Here is a 15,417-nt window from a genome sequence, read left to right as displayed (position 1 = left end):
CGGATGCGCGCCTTCCGCCTCGCGCAGGTCCCCGCGCCCCTGCTTTCGCGCCCTTCCGCCTTCGCGCCCTTCCGCCTTCGCGTCCTGGGCACTCAGCCCTCCGCGATCACCACCGCCGAGGCGACGCCCGCGTCGTGGCTGAGGGAGACGTGCCAGCCGGTCACGCCGAGCGCGGAGGCGCGGGCCTCGACGGTGCCGGTGACGTGGAGGATCGGGCGGCCGGAGTCCTCGACGCGGACTTCGGCGTCCTCCCAGCGGAGGCCGGGGGGCGCGCCGAGGGCCTTGGCGAGCGCCTCCTTCGCGGCGAACCGGGCGGCGAGCGAGGCGGTGCCCCGGCGCTGGCCAGAGGGGAGGGTCAACTCGCCCGGGGTGAAGAGGCGTTCGGCGAGTCCGGGGGTGCGTTGGAGGGATTCCCCGAACCGGGCGATGTCCGCCACGTCGATGCCGACCCCGATGATCACGTCCGACTCCCTCGTCCATGCCTGCGCGAGCACTACGCAGGCATGGACGATACGCGGGCTACTCGACGGTCACGGACTTGGCCAGGTTGCGCGGCTGGTCGACCTCGTGGCCCTTGGCGGTGGCCAGCTCGCAGGCGAAGACCTGGAGCGGGACGGTGGAGACCAGGGGCTGCAGGAGGGTCGGGGTGGCGGGGATGCGGATCAGGTGGTCGGCGTAGGGGACGACGGCCTCGTCGCCCTCCTCGGCGATCACGATGGTCCTGGCGCCGCGGGCCCGGATCTCCTGGATGTTGGAGACGATCTTGTCGTGCAGGACGGAGCGGCCGCGCGGCGAGGGCACCACGACGACCACCGGCAGGCCTTCTTCGATGAGGGCGATCGGGCCGTGCTTGAGCTCGCCGGCGGCGAAGCCCTCGGCGTGCATGTAGGCGAGTTCCTTGAGCTTGAGCGCGCCTTCGAGGGCCACCGGGTGGCCGACGTGCCGGCCGAGGAAGAGCACGGCGGGGGCGTCGGCGAGCGAGCGGGCCAGCGCCCGGACGGGCTCCATGGTGCCGAGGACCTGCTCGACCTGGCGGGGGGCGTCGCCGAGTTCGCGGATGACGGAGGAGATCTCGTCGCCCCACTTGGTGCCGCGCACCTGGCCCAGGTAGAGGGCGACCAGGTAGCAGGCGACCAGCTGGGTGAGGAAGGCCTTGGTGGAGGCGACGGCGACCTCGGGGCCGGCGTGGGTGTAGAGCACGGCGTCGGACTCGCGCGGGATGGTCGAGCCGTTGGTGTTGCAGATCGCCAGCACCTTCGCGCCCTGCTCGCGGGCGTGGCGCAGCGCCATCAGGGTGTCCATGGTCTCGCCGGACTGGGAGATGGCGATGACCAGGGTGCGGTCGTCCATGATCGGGTCGCGGTAGCGGAACTCGCTGGCGACCTCGACCTCGCAGGGGATGCGGGTCCAGTGCTCGATCGCGTACTTGGCGATCATGCCGGCGTGGAAGGCGGTGCCGCAGGCGACCACGACCACCTTGTCGACCTCGCGCAGCACCTGGTCGGGGATGCGCAGTTCGTCGAGGGTGAGCCGGCCGTCGGTGCCGATCCGGCCGAGCAGGGTGTCGGCGACGGCCTTCGGCTGCTCGGCGATCTCCTTGAGCATGAAGTAGTCGTAGCCGCCCTTCTCGGCGGCGGAGGCGTCCCAGTCGACGTGGTACTCGCGGACGTCGGCGGGGGTGCCGTCGAAGTTGGTGACGGTGACGCCGTCGCGGCGCAGTTCGACGACCTGGTCCTGGCCGAGCTCGATCGCCTCGCGGGTGTGCGCGATGAACGCGGCGACGTCGGAGGCGAGGAAGTTCTCGCCGTCGCCGACGCCGACCACCAGCGGCGAGTTGCGGCGGGCGCCGACCACCACGTCGGGGGCGTCGGCGTGCACGGCGACCAGGGTGAACGCGCCGTCGAGGCGGCGGCAGACGGTGCGCATGGCCTCGGCGAGGTCGCCGGCCCAGGCCTCGGACAGCAGGTGGGCGACCACCTCGGTGTCGGTCTCGGAGCGCAGGGTGTGGCCGCGGTCGGCGAGTTCGGCGCGCAGCGCGGCGAAGTTCTCGATGATGCCGTTGTGGACGACGGCGACCTTGCGGTGGTCGTCCAGATGGGGGTGGGCGTTGGCGTCGTTGGGTGCGCCGTGGGTGGCCCACCGGGTGTGGCCGATGCCCGTGGTGCCGGCCGGCAGAGGGGTTTCGGCCAGCGACTTCTCCAGGTTGACGAGCTTTCCGGCCCGCTTGTCGGTCGCCAGGAGCCGCTGCCCGTCGGCTCCTTCGGTCTGCACCGCGACGCCGGCCGAGTCGTAGCCCCGGTACTCCAGCCTCCGCAGACCTGCGATCACTACGTCGAGGGCCGCTTGCGGGCCCGTATATCCAACAATTCCGCACATATGCGCCAGCATATGTGCCGGTGTTCGAGCCATGTTCGGTCGGATGACCACACCGGGTGACCGACACCACAACACCCGGCGGCCCGGACACGGCCCACAATGGATGCTGTGCTGACCGAACTCTGTACGAGGGGCGCGCCCGCCGCGCCCACCCCCTCCCCGTACGTGGATCTGGACCGCGCCGAGTGGAGCGCGCTGCGCGAACGCACCCCGCTGCCGCTCACCGCCGACGAGGTCGAGCGCCTGCGCGGCCTCGGCACCGCGCTGGACCTGGACGAGGTCCGCGACGTCTACCTGCCGCTGTCGCGCCTGCTGAACCTCTACATCCACGCCACGCACGAACTGCGCGGCGCGCTCGGCACGTTCCTGGACACCCCGGACACCGAGCGGGTGCGGACCCCGTTCATCATCGGCGTGGCCGGCTCGGTGGCGGTCGGCAAGTCCACCACGGCCCGCCTGCTGCAGGCGCTGCTGGCCCGCTGGCCCGAGCACCCCCGGGTCGAACTGGTCACCACCGACGGCTTCCTGCTGCCCAACGCGGAACTGCGCCGGCGCGGCCTGATGGCCCGCAAGGGCTTCCCGGAGTCGTACGACCGGCGGGCGCTGATGCGCTTCGTCGCGGACGTGAAGGCCGGCAAGGAGCGCGTCACCGCCCCCGTCTACTCGCACCTGGTGTACGACATCGTCCAGGGCGAGCAGCTGGTGGTGGAGCGCCCCGACATCCTGATCGTCGAGGGCCTGAACGTGCTGCAGCCGGCGCTGCCCGGCACCGACGGGCGGACCCGGATGGCGGTCGCCGACTACTTCGACTTCTCGATCTACGTCGACGCCCGCACCGACGACATCGAGGCCTGGTACCTGGACCGCTTCCGCAAGCTGCGCGAGACCGCCTTCCAGGACCCGAACTCCTACTTCCGGCGCTTCACCGAGGTGCCCGAGGAGGAGGCGATGGACTACGGCCGGCAGGTCTGGCGCACCATCAACCGGCCGAATCTGCTGGAGAACGTCCTGCCCACCCGGGGCCGGGCCACCCTGATCCTGCAGAAGGGCTCGGACCACAAGGTCCGCCGGGCACTGCTGCGCAAACTCTGACCCGTTCGGCGTCATGGGTCGTCACGAGTCGGTTGCGATTGGAGTGACGCCCGTCTCAGCCGCGACCGGTGTGCCCGTTTTCGGCGTGAATAACACCTTGCCGGGCCGTCTATCATCAGGACGGCCTGGTTCAAGTGTGCTCACTTGACGAGTCCGCAAGCACGTGACACGAGACGGTTTCGGGGGCCATGCTCGCTTTCCTGCTCCAGCTCCGCCAGTGGTGGACTGTCGGCGCCGTCTACCCGTTCGCGGTCTTCATGAGCGGCGTGTGGATCCTGTGGTTCGTCCGACTCGCCCTGGCCCGCCGCTACCGCCCGTGGAAGCGGCCGTACAGCGGCACCACCTCCGTGATCATCCCGGTGGTGGACGAGCCCGCCGACCTCTTCCACTCCGTGCTGGACCGGATCATCGACCAGCAGCCCACCGAGATGGTGGTGGTGATCAACGGCAAGCGCAACGAGACGCTGGAGCAGGTCTGCGACCAGCTCGGCGTCTACTGGCTGTGGACCGAGACCCCCGGCAAGCGCAACGCCCTCAAGGTCGGCCTGGACGCCTGCACCGGCGACATCGCGGTGCTGGTCGACTCCGACACCGTGTGGACGCCCACCACGCTGTCCGAGCTGGTCAAGCCGTTCCGCGACGAGAAGGTCGGTGGGGTGACCACCCGTCAGCGGATCCTGGAGCCCGGCCGTTCGGTGCTCACCCGCTGGGCGGACTGGCTGGAGAGCGTCCGCTGCCAGTACTCGCTGCCCGCGATGAGCGTCCTCGGCACCGTCGGCTGCCTGCCGGGCCGGACCATCGCCTTCCGCCGGAAGATCCTGCTGGAGTGCATGGACGACTTCCTGTCGGAGAAGTTCCTCGGGGTCTTCCTGGAGGTCAGCGACGACCGCACGCTGACCAACTACACCCTCAAGCAGGGCTACCGGACGGTCTACCAGTCCACCTCGCTGGTCTACACGGACGCCCCGCTGAAGCTCGGCAAGCTCACCAAGCAGCAGTACCGCTGGGCCCGCGGCTCGCAGTACAACACGCTGCGGATGCTGCCGTGGATGCTGCGCCGGGCGAAGATGCTGGCGCTGTTCTACCTGGTGGACATCCTGGTGCCGTTCGTCCTGCTCGGGTCCTTCGCCTCCTGGGGCCGGGCGCTGTGGCAGCACACCGGCCCCAGCCTGTACATGGAGCTGCCGTTGCCGGCCGTCCACTGGAAGGCCATCGGCACGATCCTGGTGCTGGCCGCGGTGATGTCGGTACTGTCGCTGGCAGTCCGGTTCGGTCGCCACTTCGCCTACCGGGCACAGGACTTGGTGTTCCTGCCGGTGTTCATGGTGATCAACACCTTCATCCTGTTGCCGGTCCGGCTGCTGGGCTTCTTCCGGATGGGCCACAACGCCTCGTGGGGCACCCGCAAGGACAGTTTCGCGGGCGAGAAGGCCCGCAGCGTCAAGGTGGTCATTCCCTATCTGCTGGGCAGCGCCATGTTGATCGGGTCGGTGATGATGAGTGTCTGAGACAGCGTCCGAGACGCGGGCCAAGTCGGTACCCAGGCAGGCCGGTTCCGCCGAGGGCGAGCCGAAGGCCGCGCGCCGCCGCAAGAAGATGCACTGGTGGTCGCGCGGCAGCGGCATCCGGCTGCGGGTCTGGATGACCGTCAACGTGGTGCTGCTGGGCGTCCTGTGCTGGGGCGTCATGGCCGCGCTGAACCTGGACAGCATGGGCCCCCGGTACGCCGGGCTCGGCCACCCGGTCGGCGCGCCGGGGATAAAGCAGCTGATCAACCCGGCGCCGCCGCCGGTGCCCGACAAGTCGGTCTTCGGCGAGCCGAACGGCAAGTACTTCGGCGTGGCGACCCCCGAGGCGCCCTGGTCCTCCGGCGAGCTCGACTCGATCGCCGACAAGACCGGCGTCCGCCCCACCATGACCGAGTACTTCGTGCGCTGGACCGCCGAGTTCGACCCCAAGGCGGTCGCCCGCGCGTACGCCCACGGCACCCTCCCGGTGCTGTCCTGGGAGCCCTGGGACGGCGAGGAGGCCGGGCACACCGACCAGCCGACGTTCGCCCTGTCGACCATCATCTCCGGCGCCCACGACGACTACATCCGGCGCTTCGCCGAGGGCGTCGCCGCCCAGAAGTGGCCGGTGGCGATCCGCTTCGCGCACGAGATGAACGGCGTCTGGTACCCCTGGTCGGAGGCCGAGAACGGCAACCAGAAGGGCGAGTACGTCCAGGCCTGGAAGCACATCCACGACCTCTTCAAGGAGGCCGGGGCGGACAACGCGATCTGGATATGGAGCGCCAACATCGTCCGCCCGGTGCCGAAGGTCGAGCTGCCCCCGCTCTACCCGGGCGACGACTACGTGGACTGGATCGGCCTGACCGGCTACGGCACCCAGAAGGAGGCCACCGCCACCGACACCTTCGGGCCGACCCTCGACATCCTCCGCAGGATGACCAAGAAGCCGATCCTGATCACCGAGACCGGCCGAGCGCCCAACGAGGCCGGGCTCAAGGAGAAGTGGACCACCGACTTCTTCAACTGGCTCAACCAGCAGGCCGACGTGATCGGCTTCATCTGGTTCGAACGCGACACCGACCACGGCGCGCAGACGGACTGGCGCTTCCAGGAGAACGCCGACACGCTGCGCGCGTTCTCCCAGGGCATCGCCACCGTCAAACTCGCCGACGGACTGCCGCACTGACGCCGGAACGCCGAACGGGCCCGGAGGGACATCCCCTCCGGGCCCGTTCGCGTACCGCTACTTCCAGGTGAGCTTGTTGCGCTCGAACTCCCGCTTCAGCTGGTCCTGGAGGGCCGGCACCAGGGTCTTCACGTAGGTCGCGGTGACGTGCGAGCCGTCGCGGTAGACCAGGGCCGAGCCGATCACCGCCGGGCACTTGCCGCCCGGGCAGATCATCGGGTTGAGGTCGATGACGCCGACGTTGAGCTTCTTGGCCAGCTCGGTCTGCAGGTCCGCGGTCTCGTAGTTCGAGTCGAACGCGCACTTGGACAGTTTGGACTTGTTCTTCGCCACGCACTCGTAGACCGGCGAGGGCACGCCGTTGACGTTGTTCAGCACCACCGTCACCGGGATGCCGGCCTTCTGCAGCGTGGTCCAGTGCCGCTCCATGCCGTCCCGCATCGGCGGGATCTCGCCCAGGCCCGTCCCGGCCGCGTCGCTCAGCGCCCGGGCCGAGTTCTGCGAGGTCAGCACCAGCGCCGGGTGCAGCTCCAGGATCTTGGCCATCGCCTTCTTGTTCCAGTCCACGCAGCTCTTGTAGGCGCGGTCGTTCAGCACCGCGACGGTGTCGGAGAACGCGCAGCTGGACTTGGTCACGGTGACGATGTGGATGCCGTGTTCCTTGCCGATGGCGTCGAGGGCCGGCTCCCACTGCAGGATCTTCGAGTCGCCCGCCATCACGACCACCGTCGGGGCCGAGGTGTCGCCGAAGTCGCAGCTGGCCACGTTGGGGGTGTCCTGGTTGGCCTGGCACTTCTTCGGATAGGCCTCCGGGATGTCCGCGAGCGCCTTCAGCGGGTCCGGCTGGACGCTCGGGTACCGGTTGACCTTCCACAGGTCGCCCTGCTGCTGGTCGCTCATCCCGCTCAGCATGGCGGCGCCGGCCACCGGGCCGCCCTTCTCGTCGCTGCCGGTGGCGATGGTGGCGAGCAGCACGCCGCAGGCGACGGCGATCGCGGTGAACGGCAGGCCGACCGCCCAGGCCGCCTTGAGCGGGCGGGCGAACGCGGCGGAGAACCGGATCGGGTTCTCCACCAGCTTGTGCGACAGCCACGCCGGGACGACGGACACCGCCACCGCGGCCACGCCGACCTTCGTCCCGGTGCCCCACTCGGCCTGCGCGGCGACCAGCAGCGGCCAGTGCCACAGGTACAGCGAGTAGCTGATGCCGCCGATCCACACCAGCGGCTTGAGGGCGAGCAGCTGCCCGGCGCCGGCCGGGCCGCCGATCCCGCCGGCCAGCACGGCGGCCGCGCCCAGCGTGGGCACCAGCGCCCAGTAGCCGGGCCAGGCGAAGGTGCCGTCCAGGAAGTAGCCGCCGCCCAGGACCATCAGCAGGCCGAGCGTGGTGACCACCGCGCGGGTGCCCCGGGTGAACACGTCCAGGTGCGGCGCGGCCAGCGCCATGATCGCACCGACGCCCAGCTCCCACAGGCGGGTCGGGGTGACGAAGAACGCCGCCTCCGGGGAGTTGGTGGTGGCCACCACCGACCAGGCCAGCGACACGGCGGCCACCAGCGAGATCGCGACGGCCAGCAGCCGGGGCAGCTGCACCTTGATCTTCGGCGCGATCCACAGCGCCAGCACGATGAGCACCGGCCAGATCAGGTAGAACTGCTCCTCCACCGCCAGCGACCAGAAGTGCTGCACGGGCGAGGGCATGACGTCCGCGGCCAGGTAGTCCACGGAGCGGTCGGCGAGCCGCCAGTTCACGAAGTAGAGCGCCGCGGCCAGGATGTCGCCGCCGAAGGTGGAGCGCTGGGTGATCGGCAGGAAGACGTAGGTGAGCGCCGCCGCGGCGAGCAGCGTGAGACAGGCGGCGGGCAGCAGCCGCTTCGCGCGGCGGGCGTAGAAGGCCCCCAGCGAGATCCGGCCCGACCTGCTTATCTCGTGCACCAGCAGCGAGGTGATGAGGAATCCGGAGATGACGAAGAAGACGTCGACTCCGACGAAACCGCCGGGCAGCAGGGTCGGCGCGGCATGGAAGACGAGCACCAGCAGGACCGCGACGGCGCGCAGGCCCTCGATGTCCGGGCGGAACGCGCTCTTGCCGCCCTCCCTGCGCCGGCTGCCTCTTCGGCCGCCGGGGGACGGCTCGGGGGCCGGCGCCCCGGGCCCGGACCGCGGCGCCGTGGCGACGTGGCCCCGGGCGGGCTGGTGATGACTGCTCATGAACCCTCTTTCTCCCCCCGGTTCTCGAACGAAGCAGTTCGCCGAGCCGCCGAAAGTTCTCCACTGACGACCGATTGGGTCCAGATCATATGGGTGCGACGTGCACGATGCGCAGGCCGGCCGCCCGGTTGCCCGTCAGCGCATCGGGCCCGGCACCAGCAGCAGCGAGGACAGACCTTCGCGGAACGCCCGCTCCGCCTCCGGCGAGGTGGTGAACCGCCAGTCGTAGCGGGAGCCGTCGGCGTCGGAGAACTGGAACCAGACGAAGCCGACCACCCGCGGGTGCTTCGACAGCCAGGCGAAGAAGTCCCGGATCATCGCCGGTTTGATGTCCGACGGCCGAACTCCGGCCTCCCCTATGAAGATCGGCTTGTCCGACAGCGCGGTCAGCTCGCGGTAGGTCGCGCCCAGCAGCTGCTCGGCGGTGGTCTCCCCGGCGTTGCTGTACGCCTCCGTGCCGATCCAGTCCACGTACTCGTCCCCGGGGAAGTACCGGGACAGCGGGGCCTTGTCCGGGCTCTGCAGGTCCGGGCACCAGAACCAGATCACGTTGGTCACGTCCTGCCACTCGAACACGTCGTGGACGTGCCGCCAGGCCGCGATGTAGTCACCCCGCCGGTTGCCGTTGCGGGACTCCGACCAGGTGTACCAGGGCTCGTTCATCTCGTGCGCGAAACGCAGCACCACGGGCCGGCCGGCCTTCTTCACGGCCTTCGCGAAGCGCTTGATGTACTCGTCGTGCGCCCCCGAGGCGATCTTCGACAGCGCGTACTGCGGCTGGTCGACCGCCTTGTCGCCGCCCGCCCACGGCTCCCAGGTGAGCAGCGGCACCCCGCCCAGCCGGTAGGACTCGTCGAACGCCTCCTGGTCGAACTCCTGGTTCCACTTCAGGAAGTACTCCTGGACGGTCGGCCGCGCGCCGACCGTCCGCTCCAGCTCGGCGGCGTCCCCGGCGTCCGGCGCGCTCGGCGTCGCTACGCCGAACAGCGTCCCCGGCGGGCTGGTCAGCTGGTCCAGCCGGGCGGGGGTGCCGGGCTCGTCGGAGGCCTCGGCGGGGCCCGCGCCGGCCGGGGCGGCCGCGGTGGGCGATCCGGTCGAGGCGGACGCCCGGTCCGGCGAGCCGTCGTTCAGCAGCAGCGCGGTGCAGCCCAGCACCAGCACCACCGCCAGCACCGCCCGGCCCAGCGGCGGGAAGTTCCGCCACAGCCGGGCTATCAGGAACGCGTGCAGCCGCGCCGGCCGGAACCGGCGCGACAGCACACGGAAACTCCCTGGACCGTTACCCGGCATTCGACAGGGCGGCCTGGCCACGGGCCTTCAGGTCGTCCAGCACCTGCTTGGCGATGCCCGCCGCGGCCGCCTTGGGCGCCGGCGTCGAGCCGGTCACCGGGGTGGTGTCGGCGTTGCCCGCCGTGGTGAACACCATGTACCGGCCGAAGCCGCTGTTCGAGAACGTGCACTGCGCCAGGTCCGGGCAGAACCGCGGGGTCTTGTCGCTGCGCAGCGGCTTGATGTTGCCGACGACCTTGGGCTGCGCCCGGTCGACCTGCTGCTTGGAGTCGAACAGCACCACGCCGACCGTCACCGCCGCCTTGTCGGAGAGGTAGGTCGCGAGGTAGATGTCCTTGCAGTTCTCCTTCTCCAGCACGCCGCCCAGGCCGTTGACGGTGCCCGAGGCGCACTGGTCGCCGTGCTCCGTCGCCACCTTGTTCAGCGTCTGACCGTCGACGGTCAGGGTCGCGTTCGGGAACAGCGAGTCCACCGAGATCGGCGCCTTGTCGGTGGAGCCCCGGCTCAGCGCGCCCTCGGCGGTGGTCGGCTTCGCGCCGGCCGACGAGGAGCTCGACGCCCCGGCCGACGGCGAGGCGGACGTGGACGCCGAGGAGCTCGACGTCGGGCTCGCCACGATCGGGTCGTCCGTCTTGTCCTTCGAGGTGAGCATCACCGCGCCGGTGACGATGCCGCCGACCAGCAGCAGACCGCCCAGCGCGCTGAGCACCACCATGTTGCGCTTGCGCTTGCGGCGCTCGTCCTCGTGCTGACTGGCCATCGCCGACCAGTCGGGCGACTCCGCGTCGCCCTGGAACGTCGAGGCGCCGTAGCGGCCCTCGAACTGCGGCTGGCCCGGCGGCTGGTAGCCCTGGCCGTACGCCTGCGGCGACGGCGGCGGGTAGGCGTAGCCGCCCTGCTGCGGCGGGAACGCCGGCCCCGGCTGCTGCGGCTGCGGGTAGCCGGGCGGCGGCGCCTGCTGCGGGTAGCCGTACGCGGGCTGCGGCGCGCCGGGCCCGCCCGGTGCTCCCGGCATGCCCGGCACGCCCGCCTGCTGCGGCGGGACCCCCGGCCCCGATGCCGGCGGCTGCGGCTGCTGCTGATCCTCGGACATCAACGCCCCCTCCACGCTTCGATCACAGTCCCGCATGCTATCGGTAGTGCTCCGTGCCTCGACAGCCTGTCCGGAGGCCCGGTAAAGCGTTGCTGATCCGTCATCAAGGCCGGGGCCGACGAACCGTCACCCCAGGTGCAGGCGAACCGATTCGGCAAGGCGCTCGCAGACCTCCTGGGCCTGCTCGTGGCCGACCGCCTCCACCATCACCCTGACCAGCGGTTCGGTGCCCGACTTGCGCAGCAACACCCGTCCGGTGGTGCCGAGTTCGGCCACCGCCTCGGCGACCGCGGCCTGCAGTTCCAGGCAGGACTCGACCCGGTCCTTGTCGACGCCCTTGACGTTGATCAGCACCTGCGGCAGGCGGGTCATCACGGTGGCCAGGTCGGCCAGCGGCTGCTTGGTGGCGGCCAGCCGGGCGCCCAGCATCAGGCCGGTCAGGGTGCCGTCGCCGGTGGTGGCGTGGTCGAGCAGGATCACGTGGCCGGACTGCTCGCCGCCGAGCGCGTAGCCGTGCTGCTTCATCTCCTCCAGCACGTACCGGTCGCCGACCGCGGTCTGCACCAGCTCGATGCCCTCGCGCTCCATCGCCAGCTTGAAGCCCAGGTTGGACATCACGGTGGCCACCGCGGTGTTGCGGCGCAGGGTGCCCGCTTCCTTCATGGCCACGGCGAGGATCGCGAGGATCTGGTCGCCGTCGACCTCGTTGCCCTCGGCGTCGGCAGCCAGGCAGCGGTCGGCGTCGCCGTCCAGCGCGATGCCCAGGTCGGCCTTGTGCTCCTTCATCGCGACGCGGAGCTTGTCCAGGTGGGTGGAGCCGACGCCGTCGTTGATGTTCAGGCCGGTCGGCTCGGTGCCCAGGGTGTACACCACCTCGGCACCGGCCCGGGCGAACGCCTCCGGGGCGACCCGGGCGGCCGCGCCGTGCGCGCCGTCGATGACGACCTTCACGCCGTCCAGGCGGTTCGGCAGCACGGCGACCAGGTGCGCCACGTACCGGTCGAAGCCCTCGTTGTAGCTGCGGACCCGGCCCACCGCGGCGCCGGTCGGGCGCTGCCAGGTCTCGTCGCCGACGCCGTAGCGGCGGTAGTGCGCCTCGATCGCGTCCTCGATGGCGTCGTCCAGCTTGTGGCCGCCGCGGGCGAGGAACTTGATGCCGTTGTCGGGCATCGCGTTGTGGCTGGCGGACAGCATCACGCCGAAGTCCGCGCCGAGCGCGCCGGTCAGGTACGCCACCGCCGGGGTGGGCAGCACGCCGACCCGCAGCACGTCGACGCCGGCGCTGGCCAGGCCGGCGATCACGGCGGCCTCCAGGAACTCTCCGGACGCCCGGGGGTCGCGGCCGACCACGGCGACCGGCCGGTGCCCCTCGAACGCGTTCGCGTCGCCGAGCACATGGGCGGCGGCCACTGACAGGCCCAGCGCCAGTTCCGCGGTGAGGCCCACATTGGCCACGCCGCGCACCCCGTCCGTACCGAAGAGTCGTGCCATGTTCGCGTTCGTCCCGTCCTGTCAGCGCCTGTCGGCTCGGTTGGTACCAGCCCCCGCGGACCCCGCACGAGTCCGGGAGGCACAACGCCCCGGAGCACGAAGTGTGCTCCGGGGCGAGGATCGCATGCGGGGTGCGATTAGCGCTTGCTGTACTGCGGCGCCTTGCGGGCCTTCTTCAGACCGGCCTTCTTGCGCTCGACGGCGCGGGCGTCACGGGTCAGGAAGCCGGCCTTCTTCAGCGGGCCGCGGTTGTTGTCCACGTCCGCCTCGTTCAGCGCACGGGCCACGCCGAGGCGCAGCGCGTAGGCCTGACCGGAGACGCCGCCACCCGCGATGCGGGCGATGACGTCGTAACGGCCGTCCAGCTCAAGGAGCTTGAAGGGCTCGTTCACGGTCTGCTGGTGCACCTTGTTGGGGAAGTAGTTCTCCAGGGTGCGACCGTTGATCTTCCACACGCCGGTGCCGGGGACGATGCGCACGCGGGCGATCGCCTCCTTGCGGCGGCCGAGGCCGGCGCCGGGGACGGCCTCGCCGAAGCGGCCGGCCAGCGACTCGGTGGTGTACTCGGACTCGGAGGTGTACTCGTCGACGTTCTCGTCGTCGAAGTCGACCTCGAGGGTGCTCTCGATGGCAGTCTCGGCCACGGTGTTCCTCAGCTCTTCTACGTCAGTTGGGGTGTGGGTGGCCGGAATTACTGCGCGACCTGGGAGATCTCGAACGGCACCGGCTGCTGCGCAGCGTGCGGGTGCTGGTCGCCCGAGTAGACCTTCAGCTTCGAGAGCATCTGACGGCCGAGGCTGTTCTTCGGAACCATGCCCTTGATGGCCTTCTCGACGGCCTTCTCCGGGTTGTTCGCCAGCAGGTCGTCGTAACGGACCGAGCGGAGACCGCCCGGGAAGCCGCTGTGACGGTAGGCGAGCTTCTGGGTCTTCTTGTTGCCCGAGAGGTGCACCTTGTCGGCGTTGATGATGATGACGAAGTCACCAGTGTCAACGTGCGGCGCGTAGATCGCCTTGTGCTTGCCCCGCAGGAGGTTGGCGGCCTGGGAGGCCAGGCGGCCGAGCACGACGTCGGTCGCGTCGATGACGTGCCACTGACGCTGGACGTCGCCGGGCTTGGGGCTGTACGTACGCACGGTCGTAGCCTTCGCTTTTCAGTGAGTGGGTCCTGACAGGAGCACACAGACCCGGGGCCTCCAGCCGACCGTCCCGGACGCAATTCGGGCGTTGGCCGCTGGAGTTCGGCCTGTGGTGTCTCCGGCGTACCGACCTCTCACGTGAGATAGAGCGAGCCAATACGCACAACAGCAGCCAACAATACCGGGCCCGGGGCGCTGACTCCAAACCGGCCCGGCGAGGTCAGCGGTCGCGGACCACCCGGGACTCGTCCCAGACCGGCTCCGGCGACTCGTAGACCCGGCCGTCCGAGCCGAACACCAGGAAGCGGTCGAAGGTCCGCGCGAACCAGCGGTCGTGGGTGACGCACAGCACCGTGCCGTCGAACGCCTCCAGGCCCTGCTGGAGCGCCTCCGCGCTCTCCAGGTCCAGGTTGTCGGTCGGCTCGTCCAGCAGCAGCGCCGTCACACCGGACAGCTCCAGCTTGAGGATCATCAGCCGGGCCTGCTGCCCGCCGGACAGCGACTCGAACTTCTGCTCCTCCTGCCGGTCCAGCTCGTAGCGGCGCAGCGCGGACATCGCCGCGCCCCGGGACAGCGCGTGCTCCTCCTCGACGATCGAGCGCACCGTGCGGCCCAGCAGCTCCGGGTGGGCGTGCGTCTGCCGGAAGTGCCCGGGCACCACCCGGGCGCCGAGCTTCCAGGTGCCGCCGTGCTTCACCGTCTCGTCGCCGGCCAGCAGCCGCAGGAAGTGCGACTTGCCGGAGCCGTTCGAGCCCAGCACCCCGACCCGCTCGCCGTAGAAGACCTCCAGGTCGAACGGCTTCATCAGGCCGGTGAGCTCCAGGCCCTGCATGGTGAACGCCCGCACGCCCGTCCGGCCGCCCTTGAGCCGCATGCTGATCGACTGCTCGCGCGGCGGGGCCTCCGGCGGGCCGGCGTCCTCGAACTTCTTCAGCCTGGTCTGCGCGGCCGCGTACCGGGACGCCATCTCGTGGCTGACCGCCGCCGCCTGCCGCAGCGTGACCACCAGCTTCTTCAGCTTGGCGTGCTCCTCGTCCCAGCGGCGGCGCAGCTCCTCGAAGCGCTCGAAGCGGGCCTTGCGGGCCTCGTGGAAGGTGTCGAAGCCGCCGCCGTGCACCCACACGCTGGAGCCGGACGCGCCGGACTCCACCGCGACGATCTTCTCGGCGGTGCGGGACAGCAGCTCCCGGTCGTGCGAGATGTACAGCACCGTCTTGCTGGTGGCCCGGATCGCCTCCTCCAGCCAGCGCTTGCCCGGGACGTCCAGGTAGTTGTCCGGCTCGTCCAGCAGCAGCACCTCGTCCGGGCCGCGCAGCAGCGCCTCCAGCACCAGGCGCTTCTGCTCGCCGCCGGACAGCGTGTTCAGGCCGCGCCACTGCGCGCGCTCGAACGGCATGCCGAGCGCCGCCATGGTGCAGACGTCCCAGTCCGCCTCGTACTCGTAGCCGCCGGCGTCCGACCAGTCGGAGAGCGCCTGGGCGTACGCCATCTGCGACTTCTCGTCGTCCTGCGCGATCATCGCCAGCTCGGCGGCGTCCACCGTGCGGGCGGCGTCGGCGATCCGCTTCGGGGCCACCGAGACCAGCAGGTCCCGCACCGAGGCGTCCGGGGCCAGCGCGCCGGGGACGTCCTTCGCGTCCTCCCGGCCGGTGGTGCCGACGAACTGGCGCATCACGCCCAGCCCGCCGCTCACCGTCACCGAACCGCCGTGCGGCTGCACGTCCCCCGCGATCATGCGCAGCAGCGTGGTCTTCCCCGCGCCGTTCGCGCCGACCAGCGCGACCGCCGCGCCCTCACCGACGCGGAAGGACGCGTCGTCGAACAGCACCCGCCCGTCCGGCAGGTAGTACTCCAGGTGCGAGATTTCGACATGTCCCATGCCTGTGGATTGTGCCAAGCCCCCGCCGGGCGACAAAACGGATTACCCGCCCGCCCCGCCCACCCACCCGAGCACCCCCACAGCAAAGCCGCCCCGCGCCCCGGCCTGCAGTTCCCCGCGCCCCCGCGCCCCGCAGGGGCGCGGGGAACT

The 15,417-nt window shown here is 70.6% G+C and carries 12 protein-coding genes; 3 read left to right on the top strand and 9 right to left on the bottom strand.

Annotated features, from left to right (window positions below; all coding sequences use genetic code 11):
* Positions 1–92 precede the first annotated feature (92 nt).
* Positions 93–461, bottom strand: coding sequence for a holo-ACP synthase (locus tag ACWEMJ_RS20970; RefSeq protein WP_452138588.1), 369 nt, complete (start codon positions 459–461; stop codon positions 93–95).
* 58 nt (positions 462–519) lie between these two features.
* Complete coding sequence (gene glmS, locus ACWEMJ_RS20965; RefSeq protein WP_452138587.1) at positions 520–2,376, bottom strand: glutamine--fructose-6-phosphate transaminase (isomerizing); 1,857 nt, start codon at positions 2,374–2,376, stop codon at positions 520–522.
* A gap of 99 nt (positions 2,377–2,475) precedes the next feature.
* Between glmS and coaA the strand changes: the two genes are divergently transcribed.
* The 3 genes from coaA to ACWEMJ_RS20950 all read left to right on the top strand — a co-directional run bounded on the left by coaA (position 2,476) and on the right by ACWEMJ_RS20950 (position 6,165).
* The gene (coaA, locus tag ACWEMJ_RS20960) at positions 2,476–3,468 is read left to right on the top strand and encodes a type I pantothenate kinase (protein WP_452138586.1); all 993 of its coding nucleotides are present in this window, start codon (positions 2,476–2,478) and stop codon (positions 3,466–3,468) included.
* 188 nt (positions 3,469–3,656) lie between these two features.
* The gene (locus tag ACWEMJ_RS20955; protein ID WP_452138585.1) at positions 3,657–4,976 is read left to right on the top strand and encodes a glycosyltransferase family 2 protein; all 1,320 of its coding nucleotides are present in this window, start codon (positions 3,657–3,659) and stop codon (positions 4,974–4,976) included.
* A complete protein-coding gene (locus ACWEMJ_RS20950) occupies positions 4,969–6,165 on the top strand; it encodes a glycoside hydrolase family 26 protein (RefSeq protein WP_452138584.1) in 1,197 nt (398 codons plus the stop codon). The genes ACWEMJ_RS20955 and ACWEMJ_RS20950 overlap by 8 nt, the downstream gene beginning before the upstream one ends.
* Before the next feature lie 57 nt (positions 6,166–6,222).
* Here ACWEMJ_RS20950 and ACWEMJ_RS20945 read toward each other — a convergent pair whose 3' ends face one another.
* The 7 genes from ACWEMJ_RS20945 to ACWEMJ_RS20915 form a co-directional block, all read right to left on the bottom strand.
* On the bottom strand, positions 6,223–8,376 hold the full coding sequence (locus ACWEMJ_RS20945; RefSeq protein WP_452138583.1) for an acyltransferase family protein: 2,154 nt from the start codon (positions 8,374–8,376) through the stop codon (positions 6,223–6,225).
* Between the two features lie 135 nt (positions 8,377–8,511).
* Positions 8,512–9,636 carry a glycoside hydrolase family 26 protein gene (locus ACWEMJ_RS20940; protein WP_452138582.1) on the bottom strand — a complete coding sequence of 375 codons (1,125 nt, stop codon included), beginning with the start codon at positions 9,634–9,636 and terminating at the stop codon, positions 8,512–8,514.
* A gap of 19 nt (positions 9,637–9,655) precedes the next feature.
* The gene (locus tag ACWEMJ_RS20935; protein WP_452138581.1) at positions 9,656–10,759 is read right to left on the bottom strand and encodes a hypothetical protein; all 1,104 of its coding nucleotides are present in this window, start codon (positions 10,757–10,759) and stop codon (positions 9,656–9,658) included.
* A gap of 126 nt (positions 10,760–10,885) precedes the next feature.
* Positions 10,886–12,250, bottom strand: coding sequence for a phosphoglucosamine mutase (gene glmM, locus ACWEMJ_RS20930; RefSeq protein WP_452138580.1), 1,365 nt, complete (start codon positions 12,248–12,250; stop codon positions 10,886–10,888).
* A gap of 137 nt (positions 12,251–12,387) precedes the next feature.
* Positions 12,388–12,894, bottom strand: coding sequence for a 30S ribosomal protein S9 (rpsI, locus tag ACWEMJ_RS20925; protein ID WP_452138579.1), 507 nt, complete (start codon positions 12,892–12,894; stop codon positions 12,388–12,390).
* Between the two features lie 47 nt (positions 12,895–12,941).
* Positions 12,942–13,385, bottom strand: coding sequence for a 50S ribosomal protein L13 (gene rplM, locus ACWEMJ_RS20920; protein WP_035863497.1), 444 nt, complete (start codon positions 13,383–13,385; stop codon positions 12,942–12,944).
* A gap of 223 nt (positions 13,386–13,608) precedes the next feature.
* Positions 13,609–15,267 (bottom strand): ABC-F family ATP-binding cassette domain-containing protein, encoded by a 1,659-nt coding sequence (locus tag ACWEMJ_RS20915; protein WP_452138578.1) that lies wholly within the window; start codon positions 15,265–15,267, stop codon positions 13,609–13,611.
* Between the last annotated feature and the right edge of the window lie 150 nt (positions 15,268–15,417).

The sequence above is a fragment of the Kitasatospora sp. NPDC004531 genome (assembly GCF_053602195.1).
Note: the sequence above shows the minus strand (reverse complement) of the source record. Positions and strands in the feature narration are given on the sequence as shown.